We start from the raw sequence: 21,934 nt of genomic DNA, 5'->3' as shown, positions 1-21,934 counted from the left end.
CTGCGGTCGGAGGAATCTCGGTCAGCCAAGGGTACAGGTGTCACACTCCCGAGAGTCGTTCGTTGCCGGGGTCGGCCAGTATCGAGTGCCGCGCTGCGGCGGTGCTCAACGGAAATGCGGAAACGGCGAGGGTGTAGCAGCCGACGAGGAGTAGCGCGCCGATCACGTCACTCGGACGGTGCCACTGCCTTACGACCACCGAGATCGCAGTACCGATTGTGAGCAGGGCGCCGTTGATGGCGACGACGGCCCGCCACCGGTTGGGGGTGACGAGGACGATTGCGCAAGCAAGGGCAGTGATGGCCGTGAGCGTGCCGCTGGGAAAGGAATTGTGCATGACGAGACCGTTCAGGTCCGGTCGATCCAGCGACTGTTTGAGAACCCAGGCCGTCGTGATGGGGCCGAGTGTCACGACGACGACTCGCAGTGTCAGTGCAATCGGGTTGTTGCGCAACGTGATCATGAGTACCACGAGCACCCCTCCCACTATCAGGATCGGGGTGACGAGGCCGACGAACTCGGCAGAGAACACCCCGAGGTCTTCGGAGAACGCGGCCGCGTCCACCATGAGTTGTTGATCGACTATCTGGCCTCCGCCCGTGTTGACGGCCAATCCGAATCCGATGACTCCGAGGATCAAGAGTGCCAGTGCGGCAACCAGTCTCGCCGGTTTGATATGTGTCATGGTCAGCGTTCCGATCGCCCGTCCGAAGCATTGTTCAGTTGTGGTGGGCATTGCCCTCCCGGGGTGGTTGCCAATTCGAAGTGCCACATCTCGTTGGCGTATGTCTGGCACAGGCCGTAGTCGCCACCGTGCCGGATGAGCCAGTCGTCTGCGTTCGTCGGTCCGATGTCGACTGCCTGTCCGCTGACGTGCTTGGAGCGACTCGGGGAGTGCACCCACTTGGCGGCTTCGCTCGCGCTGCCGTACTCGACCACGGCCTCGTCGAACAGGCGCTGCTGGTATGCGGCGGACCGCCAACCTGACGTGACGTGCATTTTCACCCCGGATGCCTGTGCATCGGCGGCCGCGGCCTGCAGCGCCACGAGAAGCGCGGGGTCGAGACGGGCCAATGCGGGGACATGCTTGTCGTCGAGACGGATGCCGTCCTCGATCTCGCCACCGCCGGGTCCCGAATCGGGCTGAGTGGCAAGGTAGTTACCGCGTTTGGGCTTTGCGGAATCGGTGAACGAGCATGCACCGAGCGTGAGCGCTCCGAGCGCGACGAGGCAGATGATTCTGCGGTGGATCGGCATGCAGTCGAGACTGCTCGGTCAGTGTCACCGTGAAGTGGTCGTTGTTCGTCGACGGTGCCACGGTCTGCAACAGCTCTGTAACAGGACGGAACGGGGCTGGTGAGAAGCCGGGTGATTCGGGGTCAGGCGGGACCGCCGTCCTGGCCGTGCAGGTGGGCCCGCTCCCCGTCGCGGTCGAAGATGGTGAGGATCTCCACGGGTCCCTCGTGAGCCCCGATGGCGTGCGGGACCATGGTGGAGAACTCGGCCGCCTCGCCGGCCTGGACCAGCAGTGTTCGCTCGCCCAGGTGCAGCCGGGCGGTGCCGGACAGGACGGTGAACCAGTCGCGACCGGGGTGCACCCCCAGCTGCTCCGCCGTGGTCGGGCGCTCGGGGGTGATGCGCATCTTCGCCACGGTCACACCCGGCAGGGCCCGGTCGCGGGAGAGCAGCCAGGTCGTCACTCCCCGCGTGTGCTCGGGCTGCGGACGGATCACCACGTCCTCGTCGTCGGCCGATTCGACCAGCTGGTCGAGGGTGGTGCCGAGGGCCCGGGCGATGGGGACCAGCTGATCGAGGGCGATCCTGCGGTGCCCGGTCTCGATGCGGCTCAGGGTGGAGGGGCTCAGAAAGCAGCGCGCCGCGAGGGCGTCCAGCGACCAGCCCCTGGCCAGGCGGAGGCCGCGGATGCGCTGCCGGATCATCGCGTCCATGGTGACTTCTTGCGTCATAAGCAAGATGGTATGCCTTATGCGCAGGATGTGCTTAGGGTGGAGGCATGACGCAGCACTCCCACCAGCACGGACATGGACACGACCATCACCACGGACACGGTCACGGGCACCATGACGAGGCGGGTCTGGCGGACATGCTCGACCTCGACGCGGAGGTGCTCGGCGCGTATCTCGACGAGGTGACGGAATGGGCACAGTGGCACGCGCCCGAGGCGCCGCGCGCTGTCGTCGACCTCGGTGCGGGAACGGGCACCGGCAGCCTGGCGCTCGCGCGGCGGTTCGGGACATCGCAGCTGATCGCGGTCGACAAGTCGGCGGTGATGCTCGATCGTGTCCAGGCATCCGCCCGCGCGGCAGGCGTGGTCGATCGGTTGCGCGTCGCCAGGGCCGACCTGGACGACGGCTGGCCCGCGGTCGGCTCCGCGGACGTCGCCTGGGCGGCCTCGTCGCTGCACGAGGTCGCCGACCCGGACCGGGTGCTGCGCGGGGTGCACGAGGGGCTGAACCCATGCGGGCTGCTGGTGGTCCTCGAAATGGACGGGCTGCCACGGTTTCTGCCCGACGACATCGGCGTCGGCCGCCCCGGCCTGGAGTCGCGGTGCCACGAGCTCCTGGCCAAGGCGAACTGGAACACCTACCCGGACTGGCGGCCGCACCTGGAGCGGGCCGGATTCGATGTCCTCGAGCAGCGCAGTTTCACCGTGGACGCGAGCACCGTCGGCGCGGATCCGATGCCGGAGCGCGCGGGGCGGTACGCACACACCTTCCTGAGTCGTGTCCGCGCCGCCCTCGACGGCCAGTTGGCCGCCGACGACCTCGACACCCTCGACCACCTCCTCGCCGCGGACCACCCCGCATCGGTCCTGCGCCGCGGCGACCTGACCGTCCGGGGCAGCCGAACCGCCTGGGCGGCCCGCCGACCCTGAGATCCCGGGGGACGAGATGCGGACACGAATTCGGCTCGGTGAGCACAGCATTCGTGTTAGCTGGTCGCGAACCATTTCACCTGAAGCAAGGATTTCGGTCGTGCCGCTCAATATTGCCGATCTGTACGAGGCGGTCGCGGACGCGATCCCCGACCGCGTGCCGTTGATCTTCGGATCGCCGGATCCCGCGGGGACCGGTCCGGGGAGGGCCGAGCGTCGCAGCTATGCGGAGCTCGAGCGCCGGGCGAATCGGCTCGCCCACCATCTGCAGTCGGTCGGGGTGCAGCCGGGCCAGCACGTCGGCATCCACATGCGTAACAGCATCGAGTACGTCGAGGGCCTGCTCGCCTGCCTGAAGATCCGGGCGGTGCCGGTCAACGTCAACTTCCGGTACACCGACGCGGAGCTGGTCTACCTCTACAACAACTCCGAGATCGTCGCCCTCATCGTCGAGGAGGAGTACATCCCCACCGCGACCGCCGCCCTGTCGCGCTGCCCAGGAGTCGGGCACGTGCTGACCGTCGGCGCCGACTACGAGGCCGCGCTGGCGGCGCAGTCGCCGGATCGGGACTTCCCGCCGCGCAGCCAGGACGACCACTTCATCATCTACACCGGCGGCACCACGGGCATGCCCAAGGGCGTGGTCTGGCGGCACGAGGACTTCTTCTACGCCGCGCTGTCCGGTGCGAACCTGAGCGGCCCGCCTCGCACCAGCGTGGCGGAGGTGGTCGAGGCCGCGGTGGCGAACACGAATCCCGCCGTGCTGATGCTCATTCCGCCGCTGATGCACGGGGCGGCGGTCTACTCGCTGCTGACCGCCTTCCTGATGGGGGCGCCGCGGGTGATCGCGCGCAGCTTCGACCCCGTCGAGGTGCTGCGGCTGATCGAGGCCGAGAAGATCACCGGCGTCACCGTGGTCGGCGACGCCATCGCCCGGCCGATCGCGGACGCCATGACGGCGCACGCGGGGGAGTACGACCTGTCCTCCCTCAAGCTGATCGGTTCCGGCGGTGCCCTGTTCTCGCCGCAGCTCAAGGACCGGCTGCGCGAGCTGGTGCCGGGTTTGGTCATCAAGGATGCCTTCGGCGCCTCCGAATCCGGGAACGACGGGGTCGTCGAGTTCGGCGACGACGGCACCAAGCGGATCAGGGCCAACCCGAACATGCTGCTCGTCGACGAGCGGGGCCTGGCCATCGTGCCGGGCTCGGACGAGCTGGGCTACATCGCGCGCCGCGGCCACGTCCCGGTCGCGTACTTCGGCGACGAGGAGAAGACGGCCGCGACGTTCCCGGTGGTGGACGGGGTGCGGATGGCCATCCTCGGCGACATGGGGCGGATGGAGGCGGACGGCACCATCGTGCTGCTCGGCCGCGGCTCGATGTGCATCAACTCCGGCGGCGAGAAGGTGTTCCCCGAGGAGGTGGAGCAGGCCCTCAAGACGCACCCGGCGGTGCTCGACGCCCTCGTCGCCGGGGTACCCGACGCCCGGTTCGGCGAGCGGGTCGCGGCGGTGGTGCAGCTGCGCGAGGGCGATCACGGCATCGACACCGCCGAGATCGCCGAGCACTGCCGCGAGCACGTCGCGGGCTACAAGATCCCGCGGTCGATCGTGGTGGTGCCGTCGATCGTGCGGTCGCCGAGCGGCAAGGCGGACTACCGCTGGGCCAAGGAGATGGTCGCGCAGGGCTGAGTCGCACTCCCCTGTGACGCCGGCCACGGAACAGGTAAGTTGTGTGTAACCGCAAGAACTACTCACCAGTAGGGGTACGAAATGCCTGCTCCGTCCGCCGCGACCTTCGCGCGGCTCGCCGACCTCATCGCCATCCCGGACGCGGCGAGCCGCCCGACCCGCCCCATCGTCGAGGCCTTCACCGGTCGCGAGCTGACCACCGTCCCGGTCGGCACCGCGGAGGACGCGGTCGCCGCGATCGAGCGCGCCCGGGTGGCCCAGCGGGGGTGGGGCAAGCGTTCAGCCGACGACCGGGCCCGCGTCTTCCACCGCTACCGCGAGCTGGTGCTGGAGAACCGTGACGCGCTGCTCGACATGGCGCAGGCGGAGACCGGCAAGTCCAGGGCCGCCGCCCTGGAAGAGGTGCTCGACATCGCCATGACCTCGCGGTACTACGCCCGCGTCGCACCGAAGCTGCTCAAGCCGAAGCGGGTCCAGGGCATGCTGCCGGGCCTCACCAAGACCGTGGTGCACCACCACGCGAAGGGCGTCGTCGGTGTCATCTCGCCGTGGAACTACCCGATGACCCTCGCGGTGTCCGACGCGATCGCCGCCCTGATGGCGGGCAACGCGGTGGTCATCAAGCCGGACAGCCAGACCCCCTACTGCGCGCTCGCCTGCGTCGATCTGATGTACCAGGCCGGACTGCCGCGCGAGGTGTTCGCCGTGGTCCCCGGCCCCGGATCCGTGGTGGGCACCGCGATCGTCGAGAACACCGACTACCTGATGTTCACCGGCTCCACCGCCACCGGCCAGCTGCTCGCCGAGCAGGCAGGCCGACGGCTGATCGGCTTCTCCGCCGAGCTCGGTGGCAAGAACCCGATGATCGTCACCAAGGGCGCCAACCTGCGCGAGGTCGCCGATGCGGCGGTCCGCGCCTGCTACTCGAACTCCGGCCAGCTGTGCATCTCCATCGAGCGGATCTACGTGGAGCAGCCGGTCGCCGACGAGTTCACCAAGCTCTTCGGTGAGCGCGTCAGGAACATGACCCTCGGGGCCGGCTACGAGTTCGGCATCGAGATGGGCAGCCTCGTCTCCGAGGCGCAGGTCAAGACCGTCTCCGGGCACGTCGACGACGCCGTGGTCAAGGGCGCCACCGTGGTCGCGGGCGGCAAGGCGCGCCCCGACCTGGGCCCGCTGTTCTACGAGCCGACGGTGCTCACCGGCGTCACCGACGAGATGGAGTGCGCCCGCAACGAGACCTTCGGTCCGCTGGTGTCGATCTACCCGGTCGCCGACGTGAACGAGGCGATCCGGCAGGCCAACGACACCGAGTACGGCCTCAACGCCAGCGTCTGGGCGGGCAGCAAGGCCGAGGGCGAGGCCATCGCGGCCCAGGTCCGCGCGGGCACCGTCAACGTCGACGAGGGGTACGCGCCCGCCTGGGGCAGCACCGCGGCGCCGATGGGAGGCATGGGTGTGTCCGGTGTCGGCCGCAGGCACGGTCCCGACGGTTTGCTCAAGTACACCGAGTCGCAGACCATCGCGACGACGCGTGTGCTGAATCTCGGTGGGCCCCGCGGACTTCCGCCGAAGGTCTGGGCAAAGGTGCTGGCGCCGTTCATCAAGGTGCTGCAGTACGTCCCCGGACGCTGACCGGATGGATCACGCGAGCGTTCTGATCGAGGCCGCGCCGTCGGCGGTGTGGGATGTGGTCACCGACATCGCCGGCATGGGCCGGTTCAGCCCGGAGAACACCGGCGGGCGGTGGACCGGCGGCGAGCCGGTGACCGCCGGTGCGACCTTCACGGGCAGCAACCGGCACGGCCCCGTGCGGTGGACCACCCATTGCACGGTGGTCGATGTCGTTCCGGGGGAGCGGTTCTCGTTCGAGGCGGACGAGCCGAAGGCGCGCTGGAGCTACCTGCTCGAGCCGTCCGGCATCGGTACCCGGCTCACCGAGACCCGGGAGATCTACGGGACGCCCGCGCTGTGGGTGCGGATCGTGCAGCGCTCGAAGGTGCTCGGTCGGAACCGGGACACACTGATGCGGGACGGCATGCAGACCACGCTGGAGCGGATGAAGGCGCACCTGGAGGCGCACCAGGAGGTCTAGGGCACTGCCCGGAGCCGGCTCGGCGCCGCGGCGAATCCATCGAAAGTATGAAGCTCGGCGCGCCCCCGGCATTTCGCGGCGACACGGGTCGGTGACGATGGTGGAATCGTGGCGGCGCTGTTCGGCGCCGGCTTGTCACGTGGAAGGGGCACCCCCTATGACCGCCGAGTCGACTGACTTGGAGCCGAGAGCCGATCGGCGCGCCTGGATCGGGCTCGGGGTGCTCGCCGCGGGGCTGTCCATGATCGTGGTGGACGGCACCATCGTCGGTGTCGCACTGCCGGTGATCATCACCGACCTCGACCTCGACCTGACCGACGCCCAGTGGGTCAACAGTGTCTACTCGGTGGTGTTCGCCGCGCTGCTGCTCACCGCCGGGCGGCTCGGCGACCGGCTCGGCCGCCGCCGCATGTTCATCCTCGGCGTGCTGGTGTTCCTGCTGGGCAGCGTGTTCGCCGCGCTCGCCACCAGCGCGACCTCGCTCATCATCGCCCGCGTCATCCAGGGCGTCGGCGGAGCCTTCGTGCTCCCGACGACCCTCTCGAGCGTGAACGCGACCTTCCGCGGCAAGGACCGGATCGTCGCGTTCGCCGTGTGGGGAGCGGTGATCTCGGGCATGGCGGCGGTCGGCCCGCTGCTCGGCGGCTGGCTCACCACCTACTTCACCTGGCCGTGGATCTTCATCGTGAACGTCCCGATCGGCATCGCGGTGATCATCGGTGCCCTGTACGCGGTGCGGGAGACCAAGGCCACCATCACCGAGCCGGGCCTGGACGTGGACGGGCTGCTGCTCAGCGCGATCGGCTTCGGCGGCGTCATCTTCGCCCTGATCGAGGGGCAGAGCCTCGGCTGGTGGAAGCCGATCGCTCCGTTCAGCGTGTTCGGGCTCGAATGGCCCGCGGACGCGCCGGTGTCGGTGGTCCCGGTCGTCGGCGCGATCGGCCTGGCCAGCCTCGTGCTGTTCGTGTTCTGGGAGCGGCACCGGGCCCGCGGTAGCCACCGGTCCGCGATCCTCGACCTGACCCTGTTCTCGGTCCCGACGTTCAGCTGGGGCAACCTGACCGCGCTGACCGTGGCGATCGGCGAGTTCGGCCTGCTGCTGGTGCTGCCGCTGTTCCTGGTGAACGCGCTCGGCCTGACCACGATGGGCGCGGGTCTGGTGCTGGCCGCGATGGCGCTGGGCGCCTTCGCCTCCGGCGCCGCGGCCCGGCACGTCGCCGCCGCGTTCGGTGCGCCGAAGACCGTGATCCTGGGATTGGCGCTCGAGGCCGTCGGCGTGGCTGTGGTGGCGTTCGCGCTGTCCTCCACGGTGTCGCCGTGGCTGCTCGCCGTGCTGCTGGCGATCTACGGCGCGGGCCTCGGGCTGGCGTCGGCGCAGCTGACCGGGACGGTGCTCGCCGACATCCCGGCGGAGAAGTCGGGCCAGGGCTCGGCGACGCAGAGCACCGTGCGTCAGCTCGGCGCCGCGCTCGGGTCCGCGGTGCTGGGCGCGGTGCTCTCGATCTCGTTGGCGCAGAACCTCTCCGACAGCCTCGAACCGGTCACGTCGGTGCCACCGCCGGTGCAGGAACAGCTGGTCACCGCGACCAGGGACTCCGCGGGCGGCACCATCTCCGGGATCCGCGAGCAGGGCGAGGAGGGCAAGCTCGGCCCGTCCGGGCCCGAGGTGACCGCGGCGCTGTCGGAGGGCTTCGGCGACGCGACCCGCACCGCGCTGTTCGTGGCGTCCGGGTTCCTGGCGCTCGGCCTGGTCAGCGCGACCGCACTGAACGCGCGATCCCGCAAGGAGACCTAGCCGGCCGCTCGGTCGCGGTCGTAGGCGGCGACCACCCGCTTCGGGGCGGTCAGCCGCCACGCCTCCTCGACGAGCTCGGCCAGCTCCTGCGGATCCACCCGGTCGAGGACGACGTCGATCCAGCCCCAGCGCCCGAAAAACGGGGCCACCAGGAAGGTCTCGGGGTCCTGTGCGAGCAGCGCGGCCTGGTCGTCGCGGGTGGCCTTGAGGCATGCGGTGGGCGCGCCGTATCCGACCATCGCGAACATCTTCTTGCGCACCCGGAAGGTCGGCTGGTTGCCCCAGCTGTCGACCACGATCTCCTCCGCCTCGGGAAGGGCCAGCATCAGGGCGCGTACATCCTGCTCGGAGGGCATGAGGCAGTTATAGCGCCGCCCGCCGACACCCGCACCGTTCATGCGGTGGTGGCGAGGGCGGCGGCCAGGCCGAAGGCGACGGCCATCGCCAGAGCCTCCAGCACCGCGCGCCGCAGCGAGTCCTCCGCCTGCATGCGGTGCGCACCCGCCGCGGGCACCCAGGTCCGGCGCCACCACCAGCCGAGCGCGCCGAGCGCGAGCAGCGCCGCGGTCTTGGCCAGCACGATCCGCCCGTAGCCGGTGTCGACGAGCGCGCCAACGCCGCCGAGCTTGACCGCGGCGTCGATCACGCCGGTCACCGTCAACACCGCGACGCAGCGCCAGGCGAGCTCCGAGTAGCGCGGCAGCAGGGCGGCCCAGGCGCCCCTGGCCCGCAGCAGCAGTGCCATCGCGACCAACGGTCCCAGCCACAGCGCGGCGGCGAGCGCGTGCGCGGCGCCGAGCAGCGAACCGAGGGTCTGCGCCGACATGTGCCCGGTGACGGGACGGGACGCGAGCGCGACCGCGGCGAGCACCGCGACGGAGGTGATCGGCCAGTCGGCGCCCCGCCGGAACGCCAGCGCCGCGATCACCGCGATCGCGGTGGTGCAGGCCACGGTGGCGCCGCCGATCTGGCCCGCGTTGACGTCACCGAGAAACCGGCCGAACGTGGTCGAGGAGAGCGCGCCTGCCCCGGTCTCGGTCGTCTCCGCCGCCGCGGCGACCACCAGGGCGACCTCGGCCAGGGTCCAGGCCCCTGCCAGCGCCGCGATCGGCCGCCACAGTTGGCCGCGCGCGATCACCGGTCGCGGCTCGGATCGCTGCAGCCACTCGAGTGTCGTCAGGCCGAGCACCGTCGACCCGAGGAGGACGGCGAGCACCCGGATCAGGCTCGACGGATCGGGGCCGGCTGGGCGGGCCAGCAGCCAGGCCACCCCGACCCCAGCCAGGCCGGCGGGCGCGGCGAACAGCAGCCATCGTGGCGAGATCTGCCACCGCCGCCGCGCGCCCGCCGAGGCCACCGAGGTCAGCTCTTGCCGCTGGGACGGCGCAGCGCGAACGCCAGCCCGCCGCCGAACACCAGCACGCCCGCGACGATGAACGGCCACATCGGCAGCCCGTCCGAATCGCCGCCCTCGGCGCCGGCCTTGTCGCCGCCCGGCTTCGCGCCGGGGGTGCCCGAGCCCTGCTCGGTGAGGGTGAAGGTGCGGGTCCCGCTGACGGGGTGGCCGTCGGCGGAGGTCACCCGGTAGGCGATCGTGTAGTCCCCGGTGGGGCCGAGCTCGCCGACCGGGACGCTGACCGAGGGGCCCTGCACGGTTGGCTCACCCTTCGACCACAGGTTGCCGTCCGGGCCGACCACGGTGAGGGTGGCGAAGCTGGGCTGCATCGGTTCGTTGAACGTGATGATGGCCTGCTCCGGGCCCACCGCGACGGACGAGCCGTCCGCGGGGTTCGAACTGGTCACGACCGCGTGGGCCCCGGCGACGCCCGCGCCGAGCAGCGCGGCCACCGCCGCGAACATCGTCACGGCCAGGACGCGGACCCGGGTACTCATGAGCGCCGTCCGCGGACGGTCGCGCCGACGCCGAGCGCGGCGCCGAGGGCGCCGAGCACCAGGCCGATGCCGCCGAGCCAACGGGCGGTGGTGTCCACGCCGTCGTCGGAGGTCGCGGACGAGGCGGTCGAGGCGCCGTGGTGGCCGTCCCCGGACTCCGAGGCGGGGGCCAGCGAGAGGGCGGGCGCCGGCTTGTCGGGCTCGCTGCCGTCGGCGCCGGGCTGCTGATCCCAGTTCACGACCTGGCCGTCGCTGTAGGTCTGCGTGGCGGCGAAGGACACCTCGTCCTGCTCGGGCAGCGGTCCCGTGGACAGCAGGAACTGCTGGAACTGGCCGGGTCCGACGCTGACGCCGGGATCAGCGGTCCAGGTGACCGAGGTGGCCTCGCCGGAGGCGGCGTCCTTGGTGACCTGCGACGTCCAGCCCGGCATCGGCTCGGTGCGCGCGGATGCCAGGTTGGGCAGCGCCACCGTCAGCTTGGTGGTGCCCGCGGTCTCCGACTCGGTGGGCACCTTGAAGGTCAGAACGGTGTAGCCGCCCTGCTCGGCGTCGGGGGCGCTGACGGAGACGTGCGCGGAGGCGAGTCCGGTGCCGAGCAGCAGGACGCCGCCGGTGGCGCCGACCGTGAGGAGGGCGCGGGAAATGAGGGTGGTCATGGGGTTCTTTCTCGAGAGGGGAGGGCGGGCTCGGGTCACCGAGTCCGCTATGCGGGCACCGCCGCGGGCGGTCCCCGTCTCGAGATGCAGAAGTGCAGCAGCGTCGCCGTCGCGATCGGGTCCGTCGACGCGGTGCGGAGTGCGAAGGTCGTGCGCGGCAGCGGATTCCACCGACGCAGGACGGACCGCAACACCCGGGTGATCGGGCCGTACACGGCCTCCGCGGCCAGGATCAGCGCGGCGCACAGCGCCGTCGCGACGGCGTGGGCGGCGAGCATCGTGAGCCCGCGGGGGGAGAGCTCGGGGCCGTGGAACTGGTGCGCGGTGAGGGCGGTCGACAGCGCGAGGTGTCCGACGAGCTGCCCGGCCGCCAGCGCACCGAGCAGCGCGACCCGGCCGCCGCGCAGGCTGCCGGTGAGCGCGCCGACGGCGGCGCAGCACAGCACCAGCAGCGTCAGGGCCGAGGAGTCCGGGTAGCCGCCGCCCGCGACCCCGTGGCCTGCCACGGCGAGCGCCGCGGTGAGCGCCCCGACCGCCGCGCCGCGCATGCGGGCGGTGTGGTCGGGGCGGGGGGTCGGCATCTTGGGAGCGGTCGCGCCCGGGTCAGCGGACGCCGAGGCGGGCGAGCAGGTCGGCCTCGACGCCGTCGAGTTCCGCCGAGATCGCGTGGTGGGCGGCCCTGCGGCGCTGGACCGGCATCTGCTCGGAGGCCCGGACGGCAGTGCTGAGCTCGGCCAGGCGGCCGAGGACGGCGTTGGTGAACCGGGTGGTCTCGGGGTCGGGGTACTGGGCGGCGATGGTGTTCGCGGACCGCTCGGCGCCTGCGATCCGGGCGCTGAGGTGGGCGCCGTGCCCGGTGTAGGTGCCCAGCTCCTCGGGGGCGATGCCCATCTTGTTGGCGCGCTGCTGGTCGAGCTGCGCGCGCAGCATGGTGGCGCCGCGGTAGACGAGGGGGGCGAGCACCGGCGTCAGCAGCCGGGCGATGCCCAGGTACTTGCGGATCTGGCCGACGCTGAGCTTGCCGCGGGTGGCGGCCTTCTCCTGCGCCTTCAGCGTCGCGAGCTGAGCCTTCTCGACCTTCTTCGCGGACTTGGCCTCGGTGCGCATCTTCTTGCGGTCGTTGCGGGCGCCGAGCTTCGCCTCGACCTTCGCCTTGTGCTTGAGGGCCTTCGCCTCGGCACGCCGGGTCGCGCGTGTCTTACGTTTCCTGAACAAACCCATGCGTAAGGCCCCTCATTCTTGGCGCTCGAGCGTCGGCACACCTCGTCCCCGACAGCCTATCCGCACCGCTCAGGGTGGCGGCGGCGAGTCCGGCAGCGCTGGTTCTTGCCGCTGCGCAGGCGGGCGCGGTGCGGGTTGTCGGTGCGACGGACCATAATCTCGTCATCGTGAACTCTTCGCAGGACCTCCGGGATCCGCACCAGGACGCCGAGCCGGGCCGCAACGGCACTCGGTCGGTGCTCATCGATCCCAGGACGCTGACCACGTGCCGGCACCGGGTCCACCTCGACTCGGCCTATCCCGAGCTGATCGCGTCGGCGCCGGAGGACATCGGCGTCCAGCAGCGCCGGGAATCGGCCCAGGCACACCGGGAGGACATGCTCCGGCGGTTGATGGCGCCCGGCGGCCACACCTGGGTGCTGATCGATCAGTCCGTCCCGACGCGCGAGCGGGCGGCGGCGACCCTGCGGGCCTGCGCCGAGGGCGCGGACCGGATCTGGGGCGCGGTGTTGCCGCTCGAGTTCGACACCGGCAGGCGCGGGCGAGCGGAGCTGTTGATCCGGGACGCCGACCGTGGGGGATACATCCCGGCCATCGTGGTGAACCACAAGGTCACCGATCCGGGCAGCGGCGCGGTCACCTCAGGGCTGGACGACTGGGCCCCGAGCGTGGACCCGGACCGGAAGGTGCGCGCCCAGCTCCGCGATCAGCTCCGGCTGGCGCACCTGCAGCGAATGCTGCAGGCGCAGGGCATGGCGAGCCCGTCGATGCTCGGCGGCGTCATCGGGTACGGCGGCGAGCGCTTCCTCGTGCACGACCTCGCCGCGGTGATGGACGTGTACGACGAGCGGTTCGCCGACCGGCTGGCCGTCGCGCGCGGCGAACGCTTCACCTCGCCGTCGCAGATCGGCGAGTGCCGGTCCTGCCCCTGGTGGTCGCGGTGCAAGGAGAACCTGACGGCCGCGCGGGACGTCAGCCTGGTCGCGACGGGCTCGCGGGCCGAGGCGCTGCGCGCGGCCGGGGTCTACACCATCGACGACCTGGCGGCCTGGGACGGACCGGCGCCGGAGGAGTGGCAGGGCAACGGGTTCGAGGACGTGGTGGTGATCGCGAAGGCCTGGCTGGGCCAGGTCCCGCTGGTGCGGCGCAGGCCCGAGGTCACGGTGCGCCGGGCCGACGTCGAGGTCGACGTGGACATGGAGAGCTACCAGGAGCACGGCGCCTACCTGTGGGGCACGCTGCTCACCGCGGACGGCGTCACCCAGCCGTACCGGCCGTTCGTCACCTGGGACCCGTTGCCGACCCGGGACGAGGGCAGGTCGTTCGCGGAGTTCTGGGGCTGGCTGATGGGGGTCAGGGAGGAGACCCTCGCGGCGGGCAAGACCTTCGCTGCCTACTGCTATTCCCGTGCGGCGGAAGACAAGTGGCTGCTCGACTCGGCGAGCCGGTTCGCCGGGATGCCGGGGATCCCAACGGTCGCGCAGATCCGCGCCTTCATCGACAGCCCGGACTGGGTGGACGTCTACCAGGCGGTGAGCGACCAGTTCATCTGCCCGAACGGTAAGGGGCTCAAGAAGATTGCGCCCGTCGCCGGGTTCAACTGGCGGGACGCGGACGCCGGCGGCGAGGCGTCGATGAGCTGGTATCGGGAGGCGGTCGGCTACGACCACGAGCCGGATCTCGAACAGCGGGAGCGGTTGTTCGTCTACAACGAGGACGACGTGCAGGCGACGCGGGTGTTGCGGGAGTGGATGACCGACCGCGCCGATCTTGAGGTCCCGCTGGCCTCGGAGCTGTAGGCGCCTGCGGCGCCCGTGCGCGGTTGACGAGTCCTGGGACCCGTCAACCACGCACGGGCAGCGGAGCTGCCTAGCGCGGCGCCATCCGGAGCGCGCCGTCCATCCGGATCGTCTCGCCGTTGAGGTAGTCGTGCTCGACGATCATCTGCGCGAGCTGCGCGTACTCGGAGGGGTTGCCCAGGCGGGACGGGAACGGCACGCCTGCCTCGAGGCCCTTGCGGTACTCGTCGGTGACGCCCGCGAGCATCGGGGTGTCGATGATGCCGGGGGCGATGGTGTTGACGCGGATGCCGAACTGCGCGAGGTCGCGGGCGGCCGGGACGGTCATGCCCTGCACGCCACCCTTGGACGCGGAGTACGCGATCTGGCCGATCTGGCCCTCGAACGCGGCGACCGAGGCGGTGTTGATGACGACGCCGCGCTGGCCGGACTCGTCGACGGTGTCGGTCTTGGCGATCGCGTCGGCGGCCAGGCGCATCACGTTGAACGTGCCGAGCAGGTTGACGGTGATGACCGTGCGGAACAGCTCCAGGTCGTGCGGGCCGTTCTTGGACAGGATGCGGCCGGCCCAGCCGACGCCCGCGCAGTTCACGACGGTGCGCAGCGGCACGCCGGAGGCGACGATCTGCTCGACGGCGGCCTGGACCTCGTCGCCGCTGGTGACGTCGGTCGGGATGAGGGTGACGCCGGCGGGGACGCTGTCGCCCGCGCGCTCGATGGACTGGGCCAGGTCCAGCCCGAAGACGGTGGCGCCCGCGTCGGCGAAGCGCTTGGCGGTCGCAGCGCCGAGGCCGGAGGCAGCTCCGGTGACCAGTGCCGCGGTTCCCTGGATTTCCACAGTCGATCCTCTTTTCTGGCGGCCACCGTTGGCCGACCGGTAGTGACCTGAACGATAGCGCCCCGGTCGTGAGTCTGGTTAACGACGGTTCACCGAGTGGAGCGGTATCGCTGGGTGTCGAGTCCTGTTTAACGCTTTGACCTGCGGGAAAATTGTCACCCGATTCGGCCGCCAAGCCTGACAAACCGCCCTACTCCGACGCGGTCGGGGCGTTCAGCACGTGAGGCGCACCCATCACTCATCGAATGGAGTTCTTCAGTGCGAACAAGCTCGAAGCGGTCGACGAGTCCGATCCGGCGGGGTGCGTCGTTGCTCGCCGCTTTCGCGGTCGTTGCCGGAGGGCTGACCACGGGCGTCGGTACGGCAGCGGCCGTCGGGTCCGCCGACCTCGGGGGGACGCCGACGGGACTCGGCTCAGTTGGTCTGCCCCTCTGCGGGCCAGGCTTCGCGGGGGTCGCCGAGAAGCAGGTCGGGGATGTCACAGTGCGCCAAGGGGTCGACACGCCCGGAGAACCCGGATCCGGGTATCTCACCAGCAGTTTCTTCCGAGTCGCGAGCGATGAGACCAGGTACATCCAGCGTTACACCGACTACCCGCCCTCGGCCGCCTACAAGCTCAGATCGATCCGGATCGAGTACCGGGACGGGGGTACGGGCGAACTCGTGACGGAGAATCATCCCCCGACGTCCGTCGATGCGCAGACCGGAGCGGTGACGGTCACGGGGAACTGGACTGTCAGAGGGGGCGGGTACACCCCGAACAACACATACTTCTATTTCGAGTACGACGTTCCGTGGACGGTAGAGGCCGGCTCGATCCAGGAGGGTGGCGTCGGGTTCACCGCCAGTGGCCTCCCTCCTCAGGACTGGCCGGTGATGGACGGACTTGGCTTCAAGGCGAAGGAGTTGTGCTACCGCCCGCCCTATACCGGCAATATGTGAGGCGGTGGGCACCCGAATTTTCGGATGTCGCGACGGGCACCGGCACGAGGGTCGTCGACCCGCTCTCGTACGTGTTCGGCCCGTCGCCCGTGTCCTGACGGTCGGCCGTCCGGATTAGCCCGAGTGGACGTCGCCGTGTCACGCGCAGTCGATGCAGCGCCGGGCCGCGGGGAGGGCATCCAGTCGCTCCGGGTTGATTGCGCGACCGCACTTTTCGCAGACCCCGTAGCTGCCGTCGCCGACCCGGCGCAGGGCGGCTTCGAGGTCCTCGAGTTCCTGCCGAGCGTCGCCGATGAGCGAGGTGACCTGTGCGCGCTCGAACGCGATCGTCGAGCCCTCCGGATCGTGCTCGTCATCGTTCGTGGTCAGCTCGGAGCCGTCCAGGATGTCGGCCAGACGCGCGGTCAGCGACTCGATCCGATGCACGGTCGCGGCCTGCTCCGCCGCGATCCGGACGCGGGCGGTGGCAGCGGCGGATTTGGTCATCTCCGATACAACACCACAGCGCAGCCGATGCTTCCGTTTGGCGCCGACCTGGATTCGGTCACGGCGCGTGGAAGTCCGTCAATTCGTAGTGGAGCGTGGGGGTGCGCATGACCTTGTGTGCCGCCCGCACCATGACTCGCTGCAGGATCGGGAAGCGGCGGTCGATGGCCCGGCCGGCGGCGTCGGCCTCGGTGCCGGTGAGCAGGTGCGCGGTCGCATCCGCCTCCTCGCCGGTCGGCTTGCCCGACCAGATGCAGGGCCACATCCGGACCTCGGGGAAGTTCCGCAGCCGCTTGTTCTTCGAGGCCCTGCCGGGTGTTCGGAAATACGTGTGGGACCCGTCCACCGCGATGTTCACGGGGGTATCGACCCAGCTGCCGTCCCGTTTGCGGGTCTGCAGCAACACCACCTTGGCGGCCGCGATCGGTTCCGGGGGAATCTGTTCGGTCATGTCACCCTCCGTCTGGGTGCCTGCGAGACCCTTCCAGTATCCGTCGAATCTCGCTCTTTCGGCGGCGGGTTGCGTTGATGCGGCGGCGGGAACGTCGGCGACAGTGTTTAACGCTTTGACCTGGGGAAAAGTAACCGTTCGATTCTGCCGCAGCGCGCCGTTCCGCCCCTTACCCTTGGCGAGTTCTTGGGGGGCGGGCGGTGGGCCGGTCTCCCAACACTGAAGGAGACATGGTCGATGGTTGGACACCTGGTGCGTAGGGGTGGGTCGGTGCTCGCGGCGCTGGCCGTCGTCGTGGGCGGTGCGGCGATGGGTACGGGCGTCGCGGGGGGTGCGGCTGGCGGAGGGTTTGGAAGCACTGGAGTGCCCTGCGTCGGGCTCACATCACCGCTGTGCGACGGGATCTTCTCGGACGGCGCCACGGCCGGCAACATCGGGCTCTCCTACTGGGGGCCCGCCGAGGCCGAAGTCGATAGTGAGGTCGCGTTTACCTCCAGGTTCTTGGCCCGGGACGCCATGCCGGACCTGGCAGTGACGAGCGTTACCCACCATGCTCCGCGAGGTTTCGAATTCGTAGGGGCCGAAGTGCAGTCCCGCCGGGGCGCCGTGTATCCGGACCCTGATACGTACACGGAGTTGGACGCGACCGTGGTGGTGGACCCCGTCACGGGGGATGTGACGGTCGCGGCCCCCGCTGGTGGCTGGGCGATCCCGAGGAGTCAAGAAAGCTCCGGTAGCTGGCGCACCGGCCAGGTCGACGTCAGATTGCGCTACCAGGTGACAAAGTCGCATCTCGATGGCACCAGCGGTGTCACGTTCACCGGCACCGGCGTCCCGGCTTCGGAGGGGTGGCTGGCCACGGGTGCCACCCGAGTCACGCCGGGCATCGGTGGTTTCAATAGTTCGGGAAACTGATTGCGCCCGTCTCCTTTTCGAGTGCCCATCATGCCGGCCTCCTGACCTGGTCGCCGTGAATCATCTACGACGCCGAGTCTCGTGCCTGAATCCAACCGCGTACAGCGGCGGGCCATCGACGGCAGCGGCTCTGTAAACCGAAGGAAACTGTTCAATGGTCGGAAATCTGGTGCGTAAGGGTGGGTCGGTGCTCGCGGCGCTGACCGTTGTCGCGAGCGGCATCACGATGGGTGTGGGAACTGCGGCCGGGCAGTCGTGGTGGGAGGATGAGGTACTGCAAAATCTGTTGCCTCCATGCACCATCGAGTCGATGCCGTCGGGGGGGCCGTGCTACGAAAGAGCCTTCACGGACGAGGGGATGGCTGGCGACCTTCATATGAGTTATGCCGGTCCCAAGGACGTCAAATCGGGTGACGTTGTGTCCTTCTATGCGAGCAGCAGCGCAGGGGAGGGCGGATACCAACCGGCCGTGCCGGACGTCGAAGTTTCGAGCGTCACCCACCACCCTCCGAGAGGCTTCGAATTCATGGACGCCACGGTTTTCGCCCGGAAACCCGGCTGGTATCCGGAGGGATCCACGCATTGGGCACTGGACTCGACCGTTGCGGTAGATCCCGTCACCGGGAATGTCACCGTCACCCCGCCTGCCGGGGGCTGGGCTGTCCCTAAGTCCCGCGAGTACCACCCCAATCCCGACACGACGTTGTTCCTCTCCGGTGATGTCACGGTCCATTTGCGTTATCGCGCGAGCGGGTACGGCCTCGACAACCCAAGCGGGGTCACGGTCACCGGCACCGGAGTCCCGGCGTCGGAGGGCTGGTTGGCGACAGGGAATACCCGGGTCACCCCGATGGGTGGTACAGGGAGCACCGGGTCCTGACCGCTGGTCGCGCCTACCGGTCGAGGGGTTCGCTCGTCTCCTCGACCGGTACGGCCGCCCGCGCCCGCGCGTACCGGACGCCGCCCACCACGGCCGCGACCGCGAGGATCACGCCGCCTGCGATCGGCCCCGCCGCGGACCCGGGGAACAGGCCCTGGAGCAGCAGCATCACGCCGAACACGAAGAACAGGGTCGCGGCCGCGAGCTGGATGAACCGCTCCGGCAGGTGCTTGCCCAGCACGGCGCCGACGATGATCGCGAGGGCATCGGCCGCGACCATGCCGACCGTCGAGCCGATCCACACGCCGACCCAGTCGTTGTCCGCGGCCAGGGTGATGGTGGCGAGCATCGTCTTGTCGCCGAGCTCGGCCAGGAAGAACGCCGAGGCGACCGCGAGGAACGCCGAGGTGCCGACCCGAGCGGCCTTGTTCTGCTCGTCGTCGCTGAGGCTGTCGCCGCGCAGGGTCCACAAGGCGAAGATCAGGAAGGCGATGCCACCGACGGTGCTGATCAGGTTCGTGGGGATGGCCACGCCCAGGTAGTGGCCGACGCCGACGGAGACCAGGTGCACCACGGTGGTGGCGACGGTGATGCCGCCGATCACAACCCACCACTTGTAGCGCAGGGCAAACGTCATCGCCATGAGCTGGGATTTGTCGCCGAGTTCGGCGACGAAGATGACGCCGAAGCTGAGCAGCAGCGCGGCAAGCATGCGAACCTCCTCCGTTATCTGGTTTCGGAGGATGTTGGGAACCGGTCCTCCGGCCGCCGACGTGTGGACGTCGACAGCCGAAGGTCTCGCCCACCGGTGCCTGTCGCCTGAACGGCGACGCCGGTTCGGGCAGCCGGGCGCATCGCATTTCGCGATGCTGACCAGTATGTCGACTGCTCGATTGGGGGCTACTCCCCTTCGCTAGGCGTAAGACTACCCGAGGTTCACGAGATCGCAAAGCGCACAACAAGTTTGGGAGACCGAACTTTGTTCTTTCGGTATGCGTCAGGAGGCCAGCAGCATGGCCAAAACGGCGGTGTCGGGGTCGGAGTTGGGATCGAGGCTCATCCGGCTGACCAGGGACGTGACGGTCCCGTCGGCGTCCGCCTCCACCCAGGCTGCCCGGTGGTCAAGGCCGAGGTGCGGCACGCCCGGCAGCAACAGGCAGCCCGAGGCGGCGCCCACACACTCCGGCAACGACGGCATGGTCTCCGACGGCGGGTGCAGCACCAGTAGGGCAGGAGGCTGATGCTCCGCGAAACATCCTGGTGTGACGGCGGATTCGCCGAGCACCGGGCCCTCCGCGACCACGAGCCCGACGGTGCCGGGTTCCGGGTCGTCGGGGAGGTCCTCGTGAGCGCCGAAAACCGTTGAGGTGGGAAGTAACCCGGGTACGCCGGCGACCCGGACGGCGAACACCAGTAGCTGGGCCCACTCCTTGGTGGTGTCGGGCCACCGGCCGGAGATGATGAACCCGCGCAGCGCCCCGGCGGCATGGAAGGGCGAGACGCCGATGTGTCCGTGCTGGTTCACATTCGTCCCCTTCCGCACGACGGCGACCCGGGAGCGCACCCGGGACACCTCCAGGATGCGCCGAACTCGGCTGGCAGACAAGCGGGATGGAGTGCCAGCCCGACCGCGGGACGCGCTACTCCCGTGCGGCGGGAACCCGCACCCGGACCCGCCGCACGGCGCCGGCGCGGTCCCGTTCTGCTTCCTCTGGAACCCACGTCTCGGCGGTGCAGACGAACAGGTCGCGACCGTCGGGCCCGCCCAGCGCGAGCGAGTACGGGTGGGGCGCGGACAGGCGGTCGGTGATGGCGCCCTCGGCGTCGACGCGGAAGATCTCGTCCCCGAACGGGGAGGCGACCCAGACGCCGTCCTCGGCGTCGATCGCGAGGCCGTCGGGGTGCACCGAGGCGTCGAACTCGGCGATCACCCGTCGTTGCTCGAGCCCGCCGTCGGGCTCGATGGTGAAGCCGGTCAGCCGGCCGGGGGTGGATCGGCTCTCGGCGACGATGAGGGTGCTGCCGTCGGAGGTCACGACCATGCCGCCTGCCAGCACCATCGCGGTCGCGACGTCGTGGACGGTGCCGTCGGGTTCGACCATCGCAAGGTCGGCGGGCCGCGGCGGCCGCGGGGGATCGCTGCCGTCGCCGACGTTGCCGACATAGGCGCGTCCGAACCGGTCGACGCACATCTCGTTCAGGTACCAGGTGGCGATGCCGGAGAGGTCGGCATGCACGACCAGGGTGCCGTCCGGTTCCCGGCGCAGCACGAGCAGGTCGCGGGTGGAGGCGATGAGGAGCCGACCGTCGGGGAGAAAGCCCAGGCCCGCGGGTCGGCCGGGCACCTCGGCCACGGTGTTGAGCGCGCCCGTCAGCGGGTCGTACGCCAACACCTCACCGGCGTGCGTGTCCGAGAACCACAGGTGCCGGTCGTGCCAGCGTGCCCCATCGGGAAAGGTCAGACCCTCGACGAGGGTGTCCATCCCTCAACGATACGACCGTTTGCCGGAAACGACTCCGCCGCGCCCGGAGGTCGGGCGCGGCGGAGTGGGTCGTGCGGCGGAGCTGCTTAGACGATGAGGCCTGCGGTCTGGGTGCGGGCGCGGTCGAAGCGTGCGGCGACGTCGTTCCAGTTGACGATGTTCCAGAAGGCGTTGACGTAGTCGCCCTTGACGTTCTGGTAGTCGAGGTAGAAGGCGTGCTCCCACATGTCGAGCATGAGCAGGGGGGTGAGGCCGATGGAGATGTTGCCCTGCTGGTCGTAGAGCTGGACGATGATCAGTCGCTGGCCGATGGAGTCCCAGGCGAGGATGGACCAGCCGGAGCCCTGGATGGCGTTGGCGTTGGCGTTGAAGTGGGTGCGGAAGGCGTCGAAGCCGCCGAACTGGTCGTCGATGGCTGCGGCGAGTTCGCCTTCGGGCTTGTCGCCGCCGTCGGGGCTGAGGTTGTTCCAGAAGACGGTGTGGTTGGTGTGGCCGCCGAGGTGGAAGGCGAGGTTCTTCTCGTGCAGGTTGACGACGGGGGCGACGGCGTCGGCGGCGCGGAGTTCGGCGAGCTTGTCGAGGGCGGTGTTGGCGCCTGCGACGTAGGCGGCGTGGTGCTTGTCGTGGTGCAGCTCCATGATCTTGCCGGAGATGTGCGGCTCGAGGGCGGCGTAGTCGTAGGGCAGTTCAGGCAGCGAGTAGACAGACACGAGGGTCCCTTCCTTACGGGCGCGCACGCCCGGCGTGTACCAAGTTCGATTTTGGGTCGATCCTTCTCGGGCATAACCCAATCTCATTCGTACACCGTCCGCAAGATTTGCGACCAAGCGGGCGCGGATGCGAGTGACGCGTCCAGGGGTGGTCGCCGGACGCCCCGATTTCCGGCACCGGTTC

At 69.8% G+C, this 21,934-nt stretch carries 25 protein-coding genes; 9 read left to right on the top strand and 16 right to left on the bottom strand.

The genetic code is table 11. From position 1 onward, the window contains the following. Window positions 1-40 precede the first annotated feature (40 nt). The 3 genes from JOE46_RS17510 to JOE46_RS17500 all read right to left on the bottom strand — a co-directional run bounded on the left by JOE46_RS17510 (window position 41) and on the right by JOE46_RS17500 (window position 1,967). Window positions 41-772, bottom strand: a complete 732-nt coding sequence (locus JOE46_RS17510) for a phosphatase PAP2 family protein (RefSeq protein WP_307861298.1) — start codon at window positions 770-772, stop codon at window positions 41-43. Then, window positions 688-1,257 (bottom strand): M15 family metallopeptidase, encoded by a 570-nt coding sequence (locus JOE46_RS17505; RefSeq protein ID WP_209927957.1) that lies wholly within the window; start codon window positions 1,255-1,257, stop codon window positions 688-690. The genes JOE46_RS17510 and JOE46_RS17505 overlap by 85 nt, the downstream gene beginning before the upstream one ends. Window positions 1,258-1,379: 122 nt before the next feature. Then, entirely contained in the window at window positions 1,380-1,967 is a 588-nt protein-coding gene (locus JOE46_RS17500) for a helix-turn-helix domain-containing protein (RefSeq protein ID WP_097210695.1), read from the bottom strand. A 47-nt stretch (window positions 1,968-2,014) separates the two neighbouring features. Between JOE46_RS17500 and JOE46_RS17495 the strand changes: the two genes are divergently transcribed. From JOE46_RS17495 to JOE46_RS17475, 5 genes are all read left to right on the top strand, one after another. Then, window positions 2,015-2,896, top strand: coding sequence for a trans-aconitate 2-methyltransferase (locus JOE46_RS17495; RefSeq protein ID WP_209927956.1), 882 nt, complete (start codon window positions 2,015-2,017; stop codon window positions 2,894-2,896). 100 nt (window positions 2,897-2,996) lie between these two features. Continuing rightward, entirely contained in the window at window positions 2,997-4,586 is a 1,590-nt protein-coding gene (locus tag JOE46_RS17490) for an acyl-CoA synthetase (RefSeq protein ID WP_209927955.1), read from the top strand. Between the two features lie 81 nt (window positions 4,587-4,667). Then, on the top strand, window positions 4,668-6,221 hold the full coding sequence (locus JOE46_RS17485) for a succinic semialdehyde dehydrogenase (RefSeq protein ID WP_209927953.1): 1,554 nt from the start codon (window positions 4,668-4,670) through the stop codon (window positions 6,219-6,221). 4 nt (window positions 6,222-6,225) lie between these two features. Further along, window positions 6,226-6,681 carry an SRPBCC family protein gene (locus tag JOE46_RS17480; protein WP_097210691.1) on the top strand — a complete coding sequence of 152 codons (456 nt, stop codon included), beginning with the start codon at window positions 6,226-6,228 and terminating at the stop codon, window positions 6,679-6,681. 157 nt (window positions 6,682-6,838) lie between these two features. Further along, complete coding sequence (locus JOE46_RS17475; protein ID WP_097210690.1) at window positions 6,839-8,476, top strand: DHA2 family efflux MFS transporter permease subunit; 1,638 nt, start codon at window positions 6,839-6,841, stop codon at window positions 8,474-8,476. On the opposite strand, the gene JOE46_RS17470 is transcribed toward JOE46_RS17475, so the two are convergent. From JOE46_RS17470 to JOE46_RS17445, 6 genes are read right to left on the bottom strand one after another with little or no spacing between them, the layout of a single operon-like run. Further along, the gene (locus JOE46_RS17470) at window positions 8,473-8,832 is read right to left on the bottom strand and encodes an MmcQ/YjbR family DNA-binding protein (protein WP_097210689.1); all 360 of its coding nucleotides are present in this window, start codon (window positions 8,830-8,832) and stop codon (window positions 8,473-8,475) included. The genes JOE46_RS17475 and JOE46_RS17470 overlap by 4 nt on opposite strands. Window positions 8,833-8,870: 38 nt before the next feature. Further along, window positions 8,871-9,833: a CopD family protein gene (locus JOE46_RS17465; RefSeq protein ID WP_373560234.1), complete on the bottom strand. Its 963-nt coding sequence runs from the start codon at window positions 9,831-9,833 to the stop codon at window positions 8,871-8,873. Between the two features lie 5 nt (window positions 9,834-9,838). Next, entirely contained in the window at window positions 9,839-10,369 is a 531-nt protein-coding gene (locus tag JOE46_RS17460; protein WP_097210688.1) for a copper resistance CopC family protein, read from the bottom strand. Continuing rightward, complete coding sequence (locus tag JOE46_RS17455) at window positions 10,366-11,025, bottom strand: YcnI family protein (RefSeq protein ID WP_097210687.1); 660 nt, start codon at window positions 11,023-11,025, stop codon at window positions 10,366-10,368. Before JOE46_RS17455 ends, JOE46_RS17460 begins: the two co-directional genes overlap by 4 nt. 47 nt (window positions 11,026-11,072) lie before the next feature. Beyond that, complete coding sequence (locus tag JOE46_RS17450) at window positions 11,073-11,606, bottom strand: hypothetical protein (protein WP_143548390.1); 534 nt, start codon at window positions 11,604-11,606, stop codon at window positions 11,073-11,075. Window positions 11,607-11,628: 22 nt separating this feature from the next. Further along, window positions 11,629-12,246, bottom strand: a complete 618-nt coding sequence (locus JOE46_RS17445) for a DUF6474 family protein (protein WP_097210685.1) — start codon at window positions 12,244-12,246, stop codon at window positions 11,629-11,631. A gap of 236 nt (window positions 12,247-12,482) precedes the next feature. On the opposite strand from JOE46_RS17445, the gene JOE46_RS17440 reads away from it, so the two are divergent. Further along, window positions 12,483-14,045 (top strand): TM0106 family RecB-like putative nuclease, encoded by a 1,563-nt coding sequence (locus tag JOE46_RS17440; protein WP_209929152.1) that lies wholly within the window; start codon window positions 12,483-12,485, stop codon window positions 14,043-14,045. Window positions 14,046-14,115: 70 nt separating this feature from the next. Here JOE46_RS17440 and JOE46_RS17435 read toward each other — a convergent pair whose 3' ends face one another. Then, entirely contained in the window at window positions 14,116-14,883 is a 768-nt protein-coding gene (locus tag JOE46_RS17435; protein ID WP_077043292.1) for an SDR family NAD(P)-dependent oxidoreductase, read from the bottom strand. Between the two features lie 309 nt (window positions 14,884-15,192). Here JOE46_RS17435 and JOE46_RS17430 point away from each other — a divergent pair, with 309 nt between their 5' ends. After that, entirely contained in the window at window positions 15,193-15,825 is a 633-nt protein-coding gene (locus JOE46_RS17430) for a hypothetical protein (protein ID WP_097210684.1), read from the top strand. A 138-nt stretch (window positions 15,826-15,963) separates the two neighbouring features. On the opposite strand, the gene JOE46_RS17425 is transcribed toward JOE46_RS17430, so the two are convergent. Together JOE46_RS17425 and JOE46_RS17420 are read right to left on the bottom strand one after the other, a co-directional pair. After that, window positions 15,964-16,311: a TraR/DksA C4-type zinc finger protein gene (locus tag JOE46_RS17425; protein ID WP_097210683.1), complete on the bottom strand. Its 348-nt coding sequence runs from the start codon at window positions 16,309-16,311 to the stop codon at window positions 15,964-15,966. Window positions 16,312-16,369: 58 nt separating this feature from the next. Continuing rightward, window positions 16,370-16,762 (bottom strand): PPOX class F420-dependent oxidoreductase, encoded by a 393-nt coding sequence (locus JOE46_RS17420; protein ID WP_209927952.1) that lies wholly within the window; start codon window positions 16,760-16,762, stop codon window positions 16,370-16,372. Window positions 16,763-17,032: 270 nt separating this feature from the next. Here JOE46_RS17420 and JOE46_RS17415 point away from each other — a divergent pair, with 270 nt between their 5' ends. Both JOE46_RS17415 and JOE46_RS17410 read left to right on the top strand, forming a co-directional pair. Then, complete coding sequence (locus JOE46_RS17415) at window positions 17,033-17,677, top strand: hypothetical protein (protein WP_097210681.1); 645 nt, start codon at window positions 17,033-17,035, stop codon at window positions 17,675-17,677. A 154-nt stretch (window positions 17,678-17,831) separates the two neighbouring features. Further along, window positions 17,832-18,557 (top strand): hypothetical protein, encoded by a 726-nt coding sequence (locus JOE46_RS17410; RefSeq protein WP_097210680.1) that lies wholly within the window; start codon window positions 17,832-17,834, stop codon window positions 18,555-18,557. Window positions 18,558-18,570: 13 nt separating this feature from the next. On the opposite strand, the gene JOE46_RS17405 is transcribed toward JOE46_RS17410, so the two are convergent. From JOE46_RS17405 to JOE46_RS17390, 4 genes are all read right to left on the bottom strand, one after another. Beyond that, window positions 18,571-19,269: a TMEM165/GDT1 family protein gene (locus JOE46_RS17405; protein WP_097210679.1), complete on the bottom strand. Its 699-nt coding sequence runs from the start codon at window positions 19,267-19,269 to the stop codon at window positions 18,571-18,573. Between the two features lie 285 nt (window positions 19,270-19,554). Beyond that, on the bottom strand, window positions 19,555-20,082 hold the full coding sequence (locus JOE46_RS17400; RefSeq protein ID WP_209927951.1) for a peptidase: 528 nt from the start codon (window positions 20,080-20,082) through the stop codon (window positions 19,555-19,557). Between the two features lie 115 nt (window positions 20,083-20,197). Next, window positions 20,198-21,040 (bottom strand): SMP-30/gluconolactonase/LRE family protein, encoded by an 843-nt coding sequence (locus JOE46_RS17395; protein WP_097210678.1) that lies wholly within the window; start codon window positions 21,038-21,040, stop codon window positions 20,198-20,200. Between the two features lie 86 nt (window positions 21,041-21,126). Then, entirely contained in the window at window positions 21,127-21,750 is a 624-nt protein-coding gene (locus JOE46_RS17390; protein WP_209927950.1) for a superoxide dismutase, read from the bottom strand. Window positions 21,751-21,934: the final 184 nt, after the last annotated feature.

This window comes from Rhodococcus sp. PvR099, from assembly GCF_017833315.1.
Lineage (GTDB): Bacteria > Actinomycetota > Actinomycetes > Mycobacteriales > Mycobacteriaceae > Rhodococcus_G > Rhodococcus_G oryzae.
Note: the sequence above shows the minus strand (reverse complement) of the source record. Positions and strands in the feature narration are given on the sequence as shown.

Bases quoted from the DNA above. Each gene is read 5' to 3' on its own strand.
- JOE46_RS17450 (WP_143548390.1), bottom strand. From the start codon at position 11,606: ATGCCGACCCCCCGCCCCGACCACACCGCCCGCATGCGCGGCGCGGCG.
- JOE46_RS17485 (WP_209927953.1), top strand. From the start codon at position 4,668: ATGCCTGCTCCGTCCGCCGCGACCTTCGCGCGGCTCGCCGACCTCATC.
- JOE46_RS17460 (WP_097210688.1), bottom strand. From the start codon at position 10,369: ATGAGTACCCGGGTCCGCGTCCTGGCCGTGACGATGTTCGCGGCGGTG.
- JOE46_RS17405 (WP_097210679.1), bottom strand. From the start codon at position 19,269: ATGCTTGCCGCGCTGCTGCTCAGCTTCGGCGTCATCTTCGTCGCCGAA.
- JOE46_RS17420 (WP_209927952.1), bottom strand. From the start codon at position 16,762: ATGACCGAACAGATTCCCCCGGAACCGATCGCGGCCGCCAAGGTGGTG.
- JOE46_RS17500 (WP_097210695.1), bottom strand. From the start codon at position 1,967: ATGACGCAAGAAGTCACCATGGACGCGATGATCCGGCAGCGCATCCGC.
- JOE46_RS17475 (WP_097210690.1), top strand. From the start codon at position 6,839: ATGACCGCCGAGTCGACTGACTTGGAGCCGAGAGCCGATCGGCGCGCC.
- JOE46_RS17480 (WP_097210691.1), top strand. From the start codon at position 6,226: ATGGATCACGCGAGCGTTCTGATCGAGGCCGCGCCGTCGGCGGTGTGG.
- JOE46_RS17470 (WP_097210689.1), bottom strand. From the start codon at position 8,832: ATGCCCTCCGAGCAGGATGTACGCGCCCTGATGCTGGCCCTTCCCGAG.
- JOE46_RS17455 (WP_097210687.1), bottom strand. From the start codon at position 11,025: ATGACCACCCTCATTTCCCGCGCCCTCCTCACGGTCGGCGCCACCGGC.
- JOE46_RS17505 (WP_209927957.1), bottom strand. From the start codon at position 1,257: ATGCCGATCCACCGCAGAATCATCTGCCTCGTCGCGCTCGGAGCGCTC.
- JOE46_RS17395 (WP_097210678.1), bottom strand. From the start codon at position 21,040: ATGGACACCCTCGTCGAGGGTCTGACCTTTCCCGATGGGGCACGCTGG.
- JOE46_RS17410 (WP_097210680.1), top strand. From the start codon at position 17,832: ATGGTCGGAAATCTGGTGCGTAAGGGTGGGTCGGTGCTCGCGGCGCTG.
- JOE46_RS17425 (WP_097210683.1), bottom strand. From the start codon at position 16,311: ATGACCAAATCCGCCGCTGCCACCGCCCGCGTCCGGATCGCGGCGGAG.
- JOE46_RS17495 (WP_209927956.1), top strand. From the start codon at position 2,015: ATGACGCAGCACTCCCACCAGCACGGACATGGACACGACCATCACCAC.
- JOE46_RS17445 (WP_097210685.1), bottom strand. From the start codon at position 12,246: ATGGGTTTGTTCAGGAAACGTAAGACACGCGCGACCCGGCGTGCCGAG.